This is a genomic window from Roseovarius sp. B-10, from assembly GCF_056859295.1.
In genome coordinates this window covers 1-16,971 of the sequence record NZ_JBSXOE010000037.1, presented here as the reverse complement: position 1 = coordinate 16,971, position 16,971 = coordinate 1, and the positions used below count along the sequence as shown (strand labels likewise).

Genomic DNA, 16,971 nt, shown 5'->3' with positions numbered 1-16,971 from the left:
CTTCTTAGATGTCAGTAATCGAGCTTTACTTGCAACAGAAACCTTGTGTTAAACAGCGTTCAACTTCGTCCTCAAGGCATCGGTTGCCACCTAACTACCGGGAGTACGGACAAAATCATCCCCCCTCAATCCACCACCGACACCAGATGCCACCGCAAGGCATCGTTCTGCACCGGGTCAAAGTGCGTCACGCGGTTGGATAGCACCACCAGTTGCGTGACGTGGAAGGGGATGAGGGTGCCGGAGTTCTCTGTCAGGCGGCGCTGCGCCCGGTGATAGAGCGCGCGGCGTTTGTCGAAATCGAGCTCGGCGCGGGCGGCCTCTAACAGGCGGTCGAATTTGGGGTCGTGGTAGTGGCTCTCGTTCCATTTGGCCGAGGAATGGAACGCCTCGTTGAGCACCTGGTCGGCGGGGCGGGCGCCCCAGGCGGTGGCGAAGGCGGGTTTCTTCATCCAGACATTGGACCAGTAGCCATCGGCGGCGGCGTTGTCGAGCGTGACGCGGATGCCCGCGGCGGCGGCCTGTTCCTGGAACGCGACGCCCAGCACCGGCCAGCTCGGGTCCAGCGACGAGACGTGGATATTGACGTCGATGCCGTCGGGGTAGCCTGCCTCGGCCAGCAATTCGCGGGCGCGCTCGGGGTCGGGCGGGCAGGACATGGTCAGGCGGTACTGATCATTGGGGGCCACCGGCGTGTCGCAGGACGGCACGCCGCCACCGTCGAGGGCGAGGGCGAGCATTTCCTCGCGGTCCACCACCATGCGCAGGGCGCGGCGCACGCGGGCGTCATCGAAGGGCGGGTAATCGGCGCGGAAGACGAGGCCCATCCAGTTGCCGGTGGGGATTTCGAGAAGCTGGTAGCGCAGGGATTTGTCGAGCGCGCGGCGCAGCACCGGGGCGATCCCGCGCTCCATGTCGAGCTGGCCCGAGAGGAACGCCTGTAGCCGCGCCTGCGCGTCGGGCACGCCGATCACCTCGATCCGCTCCAGCGCGGGGGGCCCTTCCCAATACGCGTCATAGGCGGTGAGAATGGTGTTGCCGTCGGGGTCGAATTTCTCCACCCGGAAGGGCCCGGTGCCGATGCCGGTCTGGTCCACCGTGTCGCCCGAGCCGTCGGGGATGATGCGCAGGCGGGGATCCATCAGTTGCAGCGGGAAATCGGCGAAGGTGGAGGATAGCGCCATACGCACGGTGTGCGGGCCGGTGGCCTCGACCGTTTCGATCATCTTGACGGCGGCGCGGGCGGGGCTTCCGTAATCGGGGTCGATGACGCGGGCGAGGGAGTAGACCACGTCATCCGCGTCGAGCGTGCTGCCGTCGTGAAAACGCACGCCCTCGCGGATATGAAAGGTCCAGACGGTGCCGTCCTCGTTGGGATACCACCGGGTGGCGAGATCGGGCGCCGGGGTGCCGTCGCGCCCGGGGCGGACAAGGCGGCTCTGGATTTTCTCGATGATCTGGAGGACGCGGCCCTTGGAGGCCGGGTCGAGGCTCGACTGTGCGCCGAAGCCCACGTTGTGGGCGTGGCGGAACGTGCCGCGCGGCTCTGCGAGGGCAGCGGTGGCGCAGAGGAGCGCGGCGAGGGCGAGGAAAGCGGGGCGCGTCATGTCACAAGTCTTGGCAAGCCGGGCCCGCCAAGGCAAATGTTTTGCGCATGCCCCGCGATCACGTTTCGACGCGCGGGCTCACCCGCGCTTGGCGATCAGCATGTCGTCGGGGCTATGGCCCGCGGCGATCGCCTCGGTGAACCAGCGCGGTTTGCGCCCGCGACCCGACCAGGTGAGGCGCGGATCCTCGGGGTGGCAGTATTTCGGAACCTTGGCGCCGGATTTGGACGATGGCGCCAGTTCGGCCAGCGAATAACCCAATTCATGGGCCATCGCCTCAAGCTTGGCGCGGGCCTCGGCCTTTTGCCGTTCCTCGTAGCTGTTGATGGCGCGCGCCACGTCTTTTTGCAATTGCCGCAGTTCCTTGAGGGAAAGCGCGTTGAGATCTGGATTGGCCATTCAGGTGCCTCTTTTTCCTATAAGTGCGTAAAGATAGATCGCCTTTTACAGAACGGCAATTCCAAATCGCAAGCCCCTTTGGAAGGAAATGACGAAATCGCGAATTTTTGCCAAGAGGAAACGTCATTTCATTACTTCATGGTTGAAGTTCCTCTGGGGGCGCGATGGGGCCGCGCGTCCATCTCGGGCCAGGAAGATCAGCGATCAGTACCGGCCCTGCGCAAGAACGCGAGCAGCGCGCGCGTCGAGCCGTCCTTGGCCGACGCATCCGCGCCGTCGATCAGCGGGGCCATCTCGGTGGCGAGCGCCTTGCCCAGTTCCACCCCCCATTGGTCGAAAGAGTTGATCCCGAGCGCCACCCCCTCGACGAAAACCCGGTGCTCGTAGAGCGCGATGATCTGGCCCAGCCGGTGCGGGGTGAGCCGGTCGTAGACCAGCGTGGTGGAGGGGCGGTTGCCCGGAAACGCGCGGTGCGCGGCCTGCCGGTCGAGTTCCGCGCCGGTGAGCCCGGCGGCGCGCAGCATTTCGCGCGCCTCGGCCTCACTGCGCCCGCGCATCAGCGCCTCGGATTGTGCGAGGCAATTGGCCACCAGAAGCCGGTGGTGATGGGCGAGGGCGGGCTCGTGCCCCTCTGCGGCCACCATGAATTCGCAGGGCACCACCTGCGTGCCCTGGTGAATGAGCTGGTAGAAGGCGTGCTGCCCGCCGGTGCCCGGCTCGCCCCAGACGACCGGCCCGGTGGGCGCGGGCGGCGGCGCGCCGGACATGGTGACGCCCTTGCCGTTGGATTCCATCTCGAGTTGCTGGAGATAGGCGGGAAGCCGGGCGAGGCGCTGGTCGTAGGGCAGCACCGCACGGGTGGCGTGGCCGCAGCCCTGGTGGTGCCAGAGCCCGGTGAGCGCCAGCATAACCGGCATGTTGCGCGCGGGCGGTGCGGTGTGGAAATGGGCGTCCATCGCCGCCGCCCCGGCGAGGAATTCCTCGAACCGGTGCGGCCCGATGGCGATCATCAGCGCGAGACCCACCGGCCCCCAGACCGAGTAACGCCCGCCCACGTAATCGCCGAATCCGAACACGCGGGCCGTGTCGATCCCCCATTCCGTGGTCTCGTCGGTGGCCGAGGAGACGGCGGCCATCTGCGCGCCCGCGTCGCGCCCGTGGGAGACGAGCCAGTCGCGGGCGGTGGCGGCGTTGGTCATCGTCTCGACGGTGGTGAAGGTCTTGGAGGCGACGATGAACAGCGTGCGCGCCGGGTTGAGCGCTTGAAGCGTGTCGGCGATGTCGGCCCCGTCGACGTTGGAGACGAAATGGCAGCGCGGCCCGTCATGGTAGGGGCTGAGCGCGCGGGTGGCCATTTCGGGGCCGAGATGCGAGCCGCCGATGCCGATATTGACCACGTCCCGCCAGCCATCCGCGCGCACCTGATCGGCAAAAGCCGCCATGCGGGCGCGGGTGGCGCGGATATCGGACAGGATGTCGGTGCCCGCGAGGGTAAGTGCCTCGGAGGTGAGATCGCGCAGCGCGGTGTGCAGCACGGCGCGGTTCTCGGTCTCGTTGACGGGCTGTCCCGCGAACATCGCGTCGCGGCGCGCCGCCAGCCCCTGCGCGTCGATGAGCCCGAGCAGCGTGTCGCGGTCGGCCGAGGTCATCGTGGTCTTGGAACAGTCGAGAAGCATCCCGTCGGCGGCCACCGAGAAGGTCGCGGCGCGATCCGGGTCGGTGGCGAAAAGATCCGTGATCCGGCGGGATCGGGCGGCGTGGGCCGCCGCTCTCACCTCGTCCCACATGGGCCTCAGTCCTCCGGCGCCCAATGGACTGTCGCGCCATCGAGCACGGCGGCAACGGGGGCCTCGATCGCGCGCAGGTGGCGCGCGCGCTCGATCGCGCGGTGCTTTTTCTCGCCGGTAATGACGACATGGGTGTTGATCGCGCCCGTCAGCACCCGCGCGGTGAGGGTGACGCGGGGCTCTTCCTCGCCGCGCACGCGGATCGGGGCGAGGATCGGAGCGTCATCCGGGTCGAGCGCCGCCTCGAGCCCGTCGGCGCCGGGGATGAGCGAGGCGGTGTGCATGTCCGCGCCCATGCCCAGCAGGCAGATGTCGATGGGCAGGGCCGGGGCGATGTTGGATTCCAGTTCCGCGAGCACCGCCTCGGGCGTGTCGGCGCGGGCATAGAGCGGCAGGTAGCGCGCCGCCGCCGCGCGCCCGGTCAGCAGACGCGCGCGAATGAGCCGCGTGTTGGAGCGGATATGAAGCTCGGGCCGCCAGCGTTCGTCCGACAAGAGCACGTCCACGCGATCCCATTCGAGGTCGGTATCGCAGAGCGCATCGAATATGGGCCCTGGCGTGGTGCCGCCTGGCACCACGAAGAGCACGCGGTCCTTGTGGTCGAGCGCGGTGCGCAATTCGCCGGCCAGCAGGTTGGCGAGATCGAGCGCCATCATCTCGGCATCTGCGTATTTGGTCAGGTTCATGGTCTTATCTCCCGCCAGCGCCGCCCGTCGCGGTGCATGAGCATCAGGGCATCCTCGGGTCCCGCCGAGCCGGTGGCGTAGGCCAGGGGGGCCTCGCCGTCCGCGTCCCACCCGGCGATGATCGGGTCGGCCCAGGCCCAGGCCGCCTCGACCTCGTCGCCGCGCATGAACAGCGTCTGGTTGCCGCGGATCACGTCCATGATAAGCCGTTCGTAGGCGTCGGGGAAATCGGTCTCTTCCGGCCCCAGCGCCTCGGCGAAGGTCATGTCGAGGGGCACGTCGACAAGGCGCATGCCGCCCGGTCCCGGCTCCTTGATCGTCACGCCCAGTTCGATCCCCTCGTTGGGCTGGAGACGGATTATCAGGATGTTGCGGTGGCGCCCGGCCTCGGCCCCGAAGATCGAGTGCGGCGCGTCCTTGAACACCACCGCGATCTCGCTGGTGCGCGCGCGCAGTCGCTTGCCGGTGCGTAGGTAGAAGGGGGTGCCGGCCCAGCGCCAGTTGGAGACATGCACCTTGAGCGCCACGAAGCTTTCGGTCGTGCTCTCGGCATTGCCGACCTGGTCGCGGTAGCCGGGCTGGTCGCCCTCACCCTCGTATTGTCCGCGCACCGCGTCGGCGCGCGCCACCGGGTCGAGGGCGCGGATGACCTTGAGCTTTTCGTCGCGCACCGAATCGGGGGCAAAGCGGGCGGGCGGCTCCATCGCGATGAGGCACAGGAGCTGCATCAGGTGGTTCTGGACCATGTCGCGCATGGTGCCGACGCGGTCGTAGTAATCGCCGCGCCCGCCGACGCCCACGCTCTCGGCCACGGTGATCTGGATGTGATCGACATACTGGCTGTTCCACAGCGGCTCGAACAGGACATTGCCGAAGCGGATCGCCATCAGGTTCTGCACCGTCTCCTTGCCGAGATAATGGTCGATCCGGTAGATGTGGCCCTCGTCGAAATACCGCGCGAGGGTGCGGTTGAGGGCGCGGGCGCTGTCGAGATCGTGGCCGAAGGGTTTTTCCACCACGATGCGGGCGCGGTCGTCGGCGAGCCCGTGGTGGTGCAACCGCTCGGCCAGGTCACAGAAGAGGCCGGGGGCCACGGAGAAATAGAAGGCCCGGATGCGGCCCGCGCGCATCCGGGCGGCGAGCGCCTCCCAGCCCTCGGTGCCGCGCGCGTCGAGTTGCACGTAGGCGAGCATGTCGAGAAAGGCATCGCGGCAGGACGTGTCGGCGGCGGCCTCGGGGGCAAACTCGTCGAGGGCGTCGCGCACCATGGCGCGATAGCTGTCGCTGTCCATCTCGCTGCGGGCGGCGCCGGTGAGCCGCGTATCGGCCCCGAACTGCCCGGCGACGAACCGGCGATAGAGCGCAGGCAGGATCTTGCGCCGCGCGAGATCGCCCGTGCCGCCGAAAATCACCAGGTCGAACGGATCGACCGGGATCACCCGAGAGGCCATGCTCCGATTCCCCTGATTGCCCGCGCGTGACCTTAGCACGGTTCTGCGCGGTCACAATGGTGGGCGGTTGTTCAGGCGTGGTTGAGCGGGAACTCGGTGGTGGCGCGGATTTCCTCCATCACGAAGCTGGCCGAGACGTCGCCCATCGGCACCCGCGCGATGAGCGCGCGGTAGAGCCGGTCGTAATCGGCCATGTCGGCCACCTGCGCGCGGATCAGGTAATCGAGATCGCCGCTCATGCGCCACACGCCCTGTACCTGCGGCAGCGTGCCGATGGTGCGGGCGAAGGTGTCGAGCCAGGCGGCGTCATGGGCGCCGGCGCGGCACTGCATGAACACGGTGAGCGGCAGGCCGATGCGTGCGGGATCGAGCAGCGCCACGCGGGCGCGGATCACGCCGGCGGATTCGAGCGCACGGACACGCCGCCAGCAGGCATTGCGCGACAGCCCGACCCTTGCGCCCAGCGCGTCGAGGGCGAGGCTCGCGTCGCGCTGCAATTCGGCGAGTATCCGTCGGTCGATATCGTCAATGATGCTCATGATCTGGATGATACTGTGGAAATATTCCCAAGGAAAGTGATCAGGGAAGGAAAAATGGGACAATGTCACCCTGCTGTCGCGTTACCCTGTCCGCGAAACCCGAACAGGAGGACAGAAGTGATGCTGAGCAGGCTCTTTCTCGATCATCCGCGCAGTGTGGATGAGAGCTATACCGAACATGCCGCCTTTGCCGGGTGGTTTGCGCTGCGGCTGTTCGCGGCCGGGGGCGCGGCGTTGATCCACGCGATCATCCCTTGCGTTTTCGAGCGGACGGCAAGCCGGATGATCGCGGAGATGCACGCGAAAACGCAAAACCGGGGGCGCTAAGGGCGCTCAGCCTCCGAGTGCTGCGTCGAGGTTCTCGTCGATCTTCTCCAGAAAGCCCATCGTGGTGCGCCAGCCCTGGTCGGGGCCGACGAGAAGCGCGAGATCCTTGGTCATGTCGCCCGATTCGATGGTCTCGACCACCACCCGTTCCAGCGTCTCGGCGAAATGAGCAAGCGCGGCGTTGTCGTCGAGCTTGGCGCGGTGGCGCAGCCCGCCGGACCACGCGAAGATCGAGGCGGTGGAATTGGTCGAGGTCTGTTCGCCGCGCTGGTGCTGGCGGTAGTGGCGGGTGACGGTGCCGTGCGCCGCCTCTGCCTCCATGATCTTGCCGTCGGGGGTGAGCAGTTGGCTTGTCATCAGCCCCAGCGAGCCGAAGCCCTGCGCGACGGTGTCGGACTGAACGTCGCCGTCGTAGTTCTTGCACGCCCAGACGAAGCCGCCGTTCCATTTCATCGCGCAGGCCACCATGTCGTCGATCAGCCGGTGCTGATACTCGATGCCCTTGGCCTCGAATTTCTCGGCGAATTCCTCGTCATAGACCTTCTGGAACAGCTCCATGAAGCGGCCGTCATATTGTTTGAGGATGGTGTTCTTGGTGCTGAGATAGAGTGGCCAGCCCAAGTCCAGCGCGTAGTTCATCGAGGCGCGGGCGAAGTCGATGATCGAGGCGTCGAGATTGTACATGCCCATGTAGACGCCCGACGAGGGGGCGCGGAACACCTCTTCCTCGATCACGGTGCCGTCCTCGCCCACGAATTTCATGCTGAGCGTGCCGGGGCCGGGGAATTTCATGTCCGTGGCGCGGTACTGGTCACCGAAAGCATGGCGACCGATCACGATGGGGCGCGTCCAGCCGGGCACGAGGCGGGGCACGTTGCGGCAGATGATCGGCGCGCGGAACACCACGCCGCCCAGGATGTTGCGGATAGTGCCGTTGGGGCTGCGCCACATCTTTTTCAGGCCGAATTCCTCGACCCGACCCTCGTCGGGGGTGATGGTCGCGCATTTGACGGCGACGCCGACCTCCTTGGTCTTTTCCGCCGCGTCGATGGTGACCTGATCCTCGGTGCGGTCACGCTCTTCGATGCCGAGATCGTAATAGAGCAAGTCCACGTCGAGATAGGGGAGGATGAGTTTCTGCTTGATGAAATCCCAGATAATGCGGGTCATCTCGTCGCCGTCCATCTCGACGATGGGGTTCTCGACCTTGATCTTGGACATGGGGCGCGCTCCGCGGTTGGGGTGGGTGTGGTCTGGCTATATCAGCGGTGGTGTCGTGCGGGAAGGGTTGGGCGGCGGCATTGGCCTGTAGCAGGTGTTGAGAAACAAGCGCTGAGCTGCGCAAGCGCCCGACCGCCGGGTGGGCGCAAAACGGGTTACGCTCTGCGATTTATGGTGAAAGATACCTCTTATATTTCCGTTGTTTGAACCGTTGCAGAAGCGCCCGCCCGAGGGGGCGGTCAGGCGCTCGCGCGGCGGCGTGCAAGCACGCCTTTGCTCCGCGCGGGGGTAAGATCGCAACGGCAGCTCAAGGCCAAAACCGATCACCTGCCCCCCAACCGCGCACCTCACCCGATGATCGCGTTCAGCGTCGCCGAGGGCCGCATCACCGAGGCGAGTTTCCCGGCGTCGGGGTGGTAGTAGCCGCCGATATCCGCCGGGCTGCCCTGTGCCGCCGCCAGCTCGCCGGTGATCTGCGCTTCGCCCTCGGCCAGCGCGCGGGCCACCGGGGCGAATTCCTGTGCGAGGCTTGCGTCATCCGATTGTGCGGCGAGCGCCTCGGCCCAGTAGCGGGCGAACCAGTAGTGGCTGTCGCGGTTGTCGGGCTCGCCCACCTTGCGCGAGGGCGAGCGGTCGTGGTCGAGCACGCCTTGCGTTGCGGCCTCGACCGCCTCTCCAAGGATGCGGGCGCGGGCGTTGTCGTGGGTCTGGGCGAGGAACTTGAGGCTCTCGGCCAGCGCGCAGAATTCGCCCAAGGAATCCCAGCGCAGGTGATTCTCGGCCTGAAGCTGCTGGACATGCTTGGGGGCCGATCCGCCCGCGCCGGTCTCGAACAACCCGCCGCCCTGCATCAGCTTGACGATCGATAGCATCTTGGCCGAGGTGGCCAGCTCGAGGATTGGGAAGAGGTCGGTCAGGTAATCGCGCAGCACGTTGCCGGTGATGGCGATGGTGTTCTCGCCCTTGGTGATCGTGTCCAGCGATGCGCGGGTTGCTTCGCGCGGGGCCATGATTTCGAATTTGTCAGTGACGCCAGCGGCTTCGAGGATGGGTTTCACGTAAGAGATCAACTCGGCATCATGGGCGCGGGCCGCGTCCAGCCAGAAGATCGCGCGATAGCCCGTCTCCTTTTGCCGGGCGATGGCGAGGTTCACCCAATCCTCGATGGGCGCCTTGCGCGCCGAGGCCGAGCGCCAGATGTCGCCCGCCTCGACCTCATGCTGATGCAGCACGGTGCCATCGTCGAGCACCATCTTCACGGTGCCGCCCTCGGGCATCTCGAAGGTGGTTGGATGCGAGCCGTATTCCTCGGCCTTCTGCGCCATGAGGCCGATATTCTGCACCGTTCCGGCGGTGGCGGGATTCAGTTTTCCGTTCTCCTTGAAGAACCTGATCGCCTCGTCATAGACCGGCGCGTAGCTGCTGTCGGGGATGACGCAGACGGCGTCATGTTCCTTGTTGTCCGGGCCCCAGCCCTTGCCACCGCCCCGGATGAGGGCGGGCATCGAGGCGTCGATGATGACATCCGATGGCACGTGCAGGTTGGTGATGCCACGGTCGGAATCGACCATGTACATCGCCGGGCGGTCGGCCATGCAGGCGTCGATGGCCTGGAGGATATCCTTGCGGTCCTTGACGCGCTCCAACAGGTCGCCGAGCCCGGCATTGGGCGAGACGCCGAGCGATTTCATCTCGTCGCCATACTGTTCGAACACGGGCGCGAGGAACTGCCGCACCGCGTGGCCGAAGATGATCGGGTCCGAGACCTTCATCATCGTGGCCTTCATGTGCAGGGAAAACAGGATGCCCTCGGATTTGGTCTTGTCGATCTCCTCGGCGAGGAAGGCGTCGAGGGCGCGCGCACTCATGTAGGTGGCATCGACCACGGTGCCCTCGGGGTAGCTCAGCCCGTCCTTGAGCACGGTTTCGCCGTCTGCCGTCTCCAGCACGATCTTCGCGCCGGTCGCCTTGGGCAAGGTGGCAGAGCGCTCGTTGGAGAAGAAATCGCCCGCCGACATGGTGGCGACGCGGGTCTTGCTGTCGGGTGTCCACTCGCCCATGCGGTGGGGATTGGCTTGCGCGTATTTCTTGACCGCGGGGGCGGCGCGGCGGTCGGAATTGCCCTCGCGCAGCACCGGGTTGACCGCCGATCCCTTGAGCGCGTCATAGCGCGCGCGGACGGCTTTCTCGTCCTCGGTGGTCGGATCGTAGGGGTAATCGGGCAGCGCGTAGCCCTGGCCCTGCAATTCGCGGATTGCCGCCACGAGCTGCGGCTCGGAGGCAGAGATGTTGGGCAGCTTGATGACGTTGGCGCCCGGCGTCTTGACGATCTCGCCCAGGGCCTTGAGGTGGTCGGGCTGGCGCTGATCCGCGGTCAGGTGGTCGGGAAAGGCGGCGAGGATGCGCCCGGCGAGCGAGATGTCGCGGGTCTCGACCGTGATGCCCGCGGCGGATGCGAAGTGGCGGATGATCGGCAGGAGCGAGGCCGAGGCGAGCTCGGGCGCTTCGTCCACCTTGGTGTAGATGATGTCGGGAATGTCGGTGTTGGCCATCTCTGGGCTCCTCCTTGCGATCCGGTGCGGTCCGGACGACTCGTCCGCTTGGGCGCCTCATAGCGGAAAAGCGCGGCGTGGGAAAGATAGTATGCGACGGTATACATAAAGAAATGCGCGGAAGGGGCTCCGGCGCCACCTTGCGACACACGATATGCGTTGTCGGGTGCGGTGGCGGGTTATTGGGCTTGAGGGGACGTTGCGGTTAGCCGCGCATCGACGGGCCGCGGCGCGGCGATCCGACGGTCTTGCTAGCGTGCTTAATGGCGGCCAAATCCGAAAAAGACTTCAGCGGCGCGCAGGTTGTAGCCAAATCGCCGTGCCGTGGGGGCGGCCCGGCGATGCGCGGCGGCGTGCAAGCACGCCTTGATTCCGCGCATTTTCACTAAGGCCTGAACGTCCGCTCAAGGCCATTCGCAACGCCCGCCCGGCCGCCAAACCCGTCATCAAACCGCCTCCGCCGCCGTGCCGCGCAGCCCGTGCAGCAGCGCCAGCCCCGCCAGCACCGCCGCCAGCACGCCCAGGTGCGCGGGCATCGGCGTGCCGTCGAATTGCTGGCCGATGGGGATGGCGAGCGCCACGCTGCCCAGCGTGGCGACCGCGCCGGTCACGCTCGCCGCCATGCCCGCGACACTTCCCATCGGCGCCATCGCCAGCGCGTTGAGATTGCCCAGGGTGAATCCCGCCTGCATGAAAACCCCCGTCTGCCAGACGAGGAACACGGCGAATTGCGGTCCGGGCGGCAGCCCCGTGACCCATGCGAGGATCGCCAGAGAGGTGAGCGCCACCTGCACCGTGAGCGCCGCGCGCACCATCCGCACCATGCCAAAGCGGACCACGAGCCGCGCGTTCACCAGGCTGCCGCTGCCCGCCACCAGCGCCATGCCAAAGAACCAGAAGGGAAATTCCACGCCGCGCCCGAAGGTCATGTCAAACGTCGGCTGCACCACGCTGAGCGAGGTAAAGAGCGTGGTCATCGCCAGCATCTGCACCGCGATGGCGCGGCGGGTGACGGGGTGGGCCACCACCGCGCGCAGGGCGCGCACGAGCGGGCGCAGGCGGAACGGGCTGCGGCGCGCGGATGGCAGCGGCTCTGGCAGGCGCAGCATCATCCATGTCGAGAGGATGAGCGCGAAGAGGATGAAGGCCGCGAACACCGCCCGCCACCCCGCCAGCGCGATCAGCCCCGCGCCGATGAGCGGGGCCATCGCCGGGGTGAGCGCGAACACCATCATCACGAAGGACATGAGCCGCGCCATGTCGCGCCCCGAGGCGACATCGCGGATGATCGCCAGCGCCACGATGCGGAACGCCGCCGCACCCAAGCCCTGAACCGCCCGCGCCGCGAGCAGCGTGTCGAGCGATTGCGCCATGACCGCCAGCGCCGCGCCGCCGATGTAGATCGCGGCCCCGCCGAGGATCACCGGGCGGCGGCCATAGCTGTCCGAGAGCGGCCCGGCGATCAGCGTGCCCAGCCCCAGCCCGGCCAGAAAGGCGGTGACGACAAGCTGCGCCCGGTTTGGTGCGGCGGGGCTGAGATCGGTGGCGATGGCCGACAGACCGGGAAGCATCGCGTCGATCGAGAACGCCACCGAGGCGGCCATCATCGCCATCAGCGCGATGAATTCCGCGCGCGGCGGCATGGGGCGCGCGGGGGGCTGCGGGGCGGTCATTTCTTCTTGCTGCGCTGGGCGGCGAGGCTGTGGCGGGCCTCGGCTTCCTCCTCGCTGTCGCGGCGGTGGCGGGCAATGGCGTGAAAGCCGAAGCGCTGGATTGCCGCGGCGAAGATACCGAGACCGGCGATGATGAACACGGTGGTGCCGATCTTGCCCGCGACCGTGGCCGGCACGAGGTTGCCATAGCCGACGGTCGAGAGCGTGACCACGGTGAAGAAATAGCTGTCGAGCCAGCTCCACCCCTCGACGAGGCGGAAAAACACGGTGCCGCCGACGATCACGGCGGCGAGCAGGGCGAGAAGCGTGCGCGCGCGCATCGCTCTCAGCCCGCGCCGTTCACCGCCTGCCGGGCGATGTCGTCGATCACCTGCAGCCACATTTCGGGCGGCTGGCAGCCGGGCACCGCGTGCTGGCCGGCCACGATGAAGGTGGGCACGCCGGTCACGCCCATCTGGCGGAACTGCGCATCGCGAGCGGCGACCTCCTCGCGGTCGGCATCCGAGGCCAGAAGCCGCGCGACAAGGGCCGCGTCGAGCCCCAGCCCGTCGGCCAGATCGGCCAGCACCTCGTGGTCGGAAATGTCGCGCCCCTCGTGGAAATAGGCGCGGAACAGCGCCATCGCCATCGGCGTCTGGCATTCCTCGACCTCGGACCAGTGCAGCAGGCGGTGCGCGTCGATCGTGTTGGGCGTGCGCGGGATCGACGCGAAGTCGATGTCGAGCCCCGCCGCCTCGGCGCGCTCCAGCACCGGCGCGTAGGCCCGCGCCGCGCCCTCGCGTCCGCCGAACTTGGCCTCCAGGTATTCGCGACGGTCCATGCCCTCGGGTGGCATGTCGGGGTTGAGCTGGAACGGCTGCCAGTGGATCTCGAACGGGTGATCGGGGCGCTGCGCGAGCGCCTGGTCGAGCAGGGTCTTGCCGATGTAGCACCAGGGGCAGATCGGGTCGGAGATGATGTCAAGCCGGACCATTGAGGGCCTCGTATATCGGCCGCAGGGCGCGGCGCAGGAGTTTTCCGTTGGCACCCGTGGGCAGGCTTTCGACGTGAAAGAAGCCGCGCGGGCATTTGTAGGCCGCGAGCCGGGCGCGGCAATGGGCGTCTAGCTCCGCAGGGTCGAGCGGTTCGGGGCCAGTATAGAAGGCCATGACGAGGCGTGCATCCTCTTTCACCTCGATGTCGGTGACGGCGGCCTCGTGGATGCCCGGATGGAGGCCGAGCGCCGCCTCGACCTCGATGGGCGAGACGCGATAGCCGCCCGCGTTCATCATGTCGTCGGCGCGGCCCATGTAGGTGATGGCGCCGTCCTCGTCCATCGTGCCGCGATCACCGGTGAGGAACCACTCGCCCGCGAATTTCTCTGCCGTCGCCTGCGCCGCGCCCATGTAGCCCAGCATCAGGCCGGGATCGTCGCGGTGGATGGCGATGGTGCCCTCCTCGCCATGCGCCACCGGCGTTCCGTCCGCGTCGACGATGGCAACGCGACGGCCCCGCTGCGGGCGGCCCAGCGTGCCGGGCGGCGCCGGGCGGTCGGGGCTGGCAGAAATGAAGGTGGAGCATTCCGACATGCCGTAGGCCTCGTGGATCGTGGTGCCGGTGGCCTCGTGCCAACGGGTGCGGATCGCGTCCGACAGCTTCTCGCCCGCGGCGAGCCCGTGGCGCAGGCGCGGCAGGGGCGGCAGCGGCGGTCGGTCCGTGTCGGTGGCCAGCATCTTGCGATAGACGCCGGGGGCGGCGGCAAAGAGCGTGGCGTCGTGGCGCTTGAGCAGCAGCGGCAATTGCGCGGGTGTCACCCCGGCGGCGGGGATAAGCGCGGTCGCGCCCGCGCGCCACGGATCGAGCAGCCCGGTACCGAGGGTAAAGGTCCAGTTGAACGCACCTGCGTGGCACAGCCGGTCGCTCTCGGCCAGGCCATACCAGCCCGCGTGCATCATCTCGCGCGCGACGATGGCGCGGTGCGCGTGCATCACCGCGCGCGGGATGCCGGAGGTGCCCGAGGTGTAGATGACATAGGCGAGCCGGTCGGGATCGCCAATGTGCCAGTCGGCGGGGGGCAGCTCGCGCATGGCGTCGAGCGCGGCCTCGTCCAGCACCGGCAGGCCGGTGTCGTCGGGGCAGGCGATGCCGCCGCCCCGCAGGATCAGCCGCGGTTCGGTCGTGGCGATCACGCCCGCGACCTCTGACTCGGTGAGCTGGCTGGAGGTGGGCACCGGCACCAGCCCGGCGGTGATCGCGCCGAGATAGGTGAGCGGGAATTCCACGGTATTGCCCAGCCGCATCAGCACCCGGTCGCCGGGGGCGAGCCCCTGCGCGAGAAGCCCCGTCGCGGTGCCGCGCACCGCCCCTTCGAGCCGCGCATAGCTCCACCTCTCGGCGCCCGACAGCCCGATCACGGCCAGCGCCACCTTGTCCGGTCGCCGCGCAGCGGCGGCCAGCACATGCGCGGCAAGGTTGAAGGGCGCGGGGCAGGGCGGCGGCGGCCCCTCGTCGAAGATCGCGGTCATGGGCGGGGCTTAGGCGGGCCGCGCGGCGGATGCAAGGGGGGCACGGCTGGCATTTTCTTGCCGGGCAGTTGGGCTGGCATCGGGAACCGGAAAAACCGTCTGAGATCAAGCGACTATCAGAATGGATAGGGCGCGCGCGGCGGTATGAGAACGGTATTCGAAATGCAACGCAAGAATATATGAAGAGAATTTTCTATTCGGGAAAGTTGTAAAATGCTAAGCAACCTAAAGTTGCATTAGGTGACTTTCAATCACGTTAAGAGTGATGCGTCGGTGCGGCTTTAGGGGGATGTTCGGTTGAAGTACAAGGTTTTCGATTCGCACCTGGCAGAGCATGTCCCGTCACCGCGTCCTCGGGACAGGGCATATCGACGGTGGATCAAGCCGGTTCTGGATGTCGCGGTCAGTCTTCTGCTCTTGCCGGTGGTGGCGGTCGTGGCCGTGTTGCTGGTGCTGGTCAACCCGGTCTTCAACCGTGGTCCGGTCTTTTTCATCCAGCCCCGCATGGGCCGCGCCTGCCGCGCGTTCGGGGCCATCAAGTTCCGCACCATGCGGCCCGTGGCGCGGGTGACGCGCCGCGCCGACGACCCGCTGGAGCAGGAGCGGATCACGCCGCTGGGCCGGTTCCTGCGGCGCAGCCGGATCGACGAGTTGCCGCAGGTCGTCAACGTGCTGCGCGGCGAGATGAGCCTGATCGGCCCACGGCCCGATTATTTCCACCACGCGCGCCGCTACGTGCGCAGCATACCCGGCTATCGCCGCCGCCACGACGTGCGCCCCGGCATCAGCGGGCTGGCGCAGACCGATCTTGGTTATGTCGACTGCATCGAGGGCACGCGGCAGAAGGTGGCGCTGGATCTGCGCTATGTCGCGGAGATGAGCCTGCGACTCGACCTCTATCTTTTCTGGCGCACGCTGGTCACGGTGGTCTGCCGCAGGGGGTGCTGAGGCGCCGGTGCCCGGTGCAGGCGGGCTTGTCCCCGGCGCGGCCTGCCGCTATGGCGGGAGGTGCACCGGCTGGGAGGGCAGGCAGATGGGCGCATCCGATGGTCCCCGATCCGACATGACGCCAGAGCGGGCGACGGAGCGCGATCGTCTGCGAGCCGTGGCCGCCCGGGTGTTGCGCATGGAGGCGGCAGCGCTTGCCGCGATGGCCGAAGATCCGCCAGAGGGCTTTGCCCGCGCGGTGCGGCTGGTGCTGGATGCACCGGGGCGGGTGGTGGTTTCCGGCATGGGCAAATCGGGCCACGTGGCGCGCAAGATCGCGGCGACGCTTGCCTCGACCGGCACGCCCGCGCTGTTCCTGCATCCCGCCGAGGCGAGCCACGGCGACCTGGGCATGGTGGCCGGCGGCGATGTCTGCATCCTCTTGTCGAATTCCGGCGAGACACGGGAATTGTCGGACCTCGTGCAATACACCCGCCGCTTCGGCATCCCGGTGATTGCGGTCACGCGGGTGGCGGGCAGCACGCTGGCGCGCCAGGCGGAGGTGGCGCTGATCCTGCCCGACGCGCCCGAGGCCTGCACCATCGGCATGGCGCCCACCACCTCGACCACCTGCGCGCTGGCGCTGGGCGACGCGCTCGCCGTGGCGCTGATGGAGGCGCGCGGCTTCTCGGCGGAGGCGTTCCACGTGTTTCACCCCGGCGGCAAGCTGGGGGCGCAGTTCCTGCGGGTGTCCGACGTGATGCATGTCGGCGATGCGCTGCCGGTCGTCGCCCCCGACACGGGCATGGGCGAGACGCTGGTGGAGATGAGCGCCAAGGGCTTCGGCGTGGCAGCGGTGGTCGAGGAGGGCCGCCTGCGCGGGGTCATCACCGACGGCGATCTGCGGCGCAACCTCGACGGGCTGATGGGGCGGACAGCCGGAGCCGTGGCGACCCCCGATCCGCGCATCGCGACACCCGAGATGCTGCTCTCGGAGGCGCTCGGCCTGATGAACCGTCACAAGATCGGCGCGCTTCTGGTGGTCGGAGAAGAGGGACGGCTGCGCGGTCTCTTGCATATCCATGATTGCCTTCGGGCAGGGGTGGCCTGAGGCGGGTTTGCCGCAGGCGGTATTGGCCGTGAGCGGACGTTGGACGATCTGGTCCCGGCGCGGATTCAAGGCCGAAGGCCGCCGCGCCATCGCATGTCCGCCCCCCGGACAGGCGATTTGGCTAAGCTAGCGCACCGATTGCATGTTTTTCGGGAAATCAGAAATAAAGTGCCCTGAAGAACCGTTG

Annotated in this window: 15 protein-coding genes; 3 read left to right on the top strand and 12 right to left on the bottom strand. The window is 67.5% G+C overall.

The annotated features are described in order from the left end of the window. Nucleotides 1-125: 125 nt before the first annotated feature. The 6 genes from AC13D8_RS14160 to AC13D8_RS14135 form a co-directional block, all read right to left on the bottom strand. Nucleotides 126-1,607 carry an ABC transporter substrate-binding protein gene (locus AC13D8_RS14160; protein ID WP_482969357.1) on the bottom strand — a complete coding sequence of 494 codons (1,482 nt, stop codon included), beginning with the start codon at nt 1,605-1,607 and terminating at the stop codon, nt 126-128. A 78-nt stretch (nt 1,608-1,685) separates the two neighbouring features. Continuing rightward, nucleotides 1,686-2,006 carry an H-NS histone family protein gene (locus AC13D8_RS14155; protein ID WP_482969356.1) on the bottom strand — a complete coding sequence of 107 codons (321 nt, stop codon included), beginning with the start codon at nt 2,004-2,006 and terminating at the stop codon, nt 1,686-1,688. A gap of 197 nt (nt 2,007-2,203) precedes the next feature. After that, nucleotides 2,204-3,793, bottom strand: coding sequence for a glucose-6-phosphate isomerase (pgi, locus tag AC13D8_RS14150; protein ID WP_482969355.1), 1,590 nt, complete (start codon nt 3,791-3,793; stop codon nt 2,204-2,206). 5 nt (nt 3,794-3,798) lie between these two features. Next, on the bottom strand, nt 3,799-4,479 hold the full coding sequence (pgl, locus tag AC13D8_RS14145; RefSeq protein ID WP_482969354.1) for a 6-phosphogluconolactonase: 681 nt from the start codon (nt 4,477-4,479) through the stop codon (nt 3,799-3,801). After that, a complete protein-coding gene (gene zwf / locus AC13D8_RS14140) occupies nt 4,476-5,930 on the bottom strand; it encodes a glucose-6-phosphate dehydrogenase (RefSeq protein WP_129434245.1) in 1,455 nt (484 codons plus the stop codon). Before zwf ends, pgl begins: the two co-directional genes overlap by 4 nt. Nucleotides 5,931-6,001: 71 nt before the next feature. After that, on the bottom strand, nt 6,002-6,469 hold the full coding sequence (locus AC13D8_RS14135) for an Lrp/AsnC family transcriptional regulator (protein ID WP_482969353.1): 468 nt from the start codon (nt 6,467-6,469) through the stop codon (nt 6,002-6,004). A gap of 120 nt (nt 6,470-6,589) precedes the next feature. Between AC13D8_RS14135 and AC13D8_RS14130 the strand changes: the two genes are divergently transcribed. Continuing rightward, complete coding sequence (locus AC13D8_RS14130; RefSeq protein WP_104019052.1) at nt 6,590-6,796, top strand: DUF6356 family protein; 207 nt, start codon at nt 6,590-6,592, stop codon at nt 6,794-6,796. 6 nt (nt 6,797-6,802) lie between these two features. On the opposite strand, the gene AC13D8_RS14125 is transcribed toward AC13D8_RS14130, so the two are convergent. From AC13D8_RS14125 to AC13D8_RS14100, 6 genes are all read right to left on the bottom strand, one after another. Next, nucleotides 6,803-8,017, bottom strand: a complete 1,215-nt coding sequence (locus AC13D8_RS14125) for an NADP-dependent isocitrate dehydrogenase (RefSeq protein ID WP_129434241.1) — start codon at nt 8,015-8,017, stop codon at nt 6,803-6,805. 347 nt (nt 8,018-8,364) lie between these two features. Further along, complete coding sequence (locus AC13D8_RS14120; RefSeq protein WP_482969352.1) at nt 8,365-10,569, bottom strand: NADP-dependent isocitrate dehydrogenase; 2,205 nt, start codon at nt 10,567-10,569, stop codon at nt 8,365-8,367. A gap of 446 nt (nt 10,570-11,015) precedes the next feature. Beyond that, nucleotides 11,016-12,212: an MFS transporter gene (locus AC13D8_RS14115; protein ID WP_482969351.1), complete on the bottom strand. Its 1,197-nt coding sequence runs from the start codon at nt 12,210-12,212 to the stop codon at nt 11,016-11,018. 26 nt (nt 12,213-12,238) lie between these two features. Beyond that, nucleotides 12,239-12,562, bottom strand: a complete 324-nt coding sequence (locus tag AC13D8_RS14110; protein WP_482969350.1) for a potassium channel family protein — start codon at nt 12,560-12,562, stop codon at nt 12,239-12,241. Nucleotides 12,563-12,567: 5 nt separating this feature from the next. Then, on the bottom strand, nt 12,568-13,215 hold the full coding sequence (locus AC13D8_RS14105; RefSeq protein ID WP_482969349.1) for a DsbA family oxidoreductase: 648 nt from the start codon (nt 13,213-13,215) through the stop codon (nt 12,568-12,570). After that, complete coding sequence (locus tag AC13D8_RS14100) at nt 13,202-14,746, bottom strand: class I adenylate-forming enzyme family protein (protein WP_482969348.1); 1,545 nt, start codon at nt 14,744-14,746, stop codon at nt 13,202-13,204. The genes AC13D8_RS14105 and AC13D8_RS14100 overlap by 14 nt, the downstream gene beginning before the upstream one ends. A gap of 297 nt (nt 14,747-15,043) precedes the next feature. Between AC13D8_RS14100 and AC13D8_RS14095 the strand changes: the two genes are divergently transcribed. After that, nucleotides 15,044-15,694 carry a sugar transferase gene (locus AC13D8_RS14095; RefSeq protein ID WP_482969347.1) on the top strand — a complete coding sequence of 217 codons (651 nt, stop codon included), beginning with the start codon at nt 15,044-15,046 and terminating at the stop codon, nt 15,692-15,694. Between the two features lie 115 nt (nt 15,695-15,809). Then, on the top strand, nt 15,810-16,784 hold the full coding sequence (locus AC13D8_RS14090) for a KpsF/GutQ family sugar-phosphate isomerase (protein ID WP_482969455.1): 975 nt from the start codon (nt 15,810-15,812) through the stop codon (nt 16,782-16,784). The last annotated feature ends 187 nt before the right edge of the window (nt 16,785-16,971 follow it).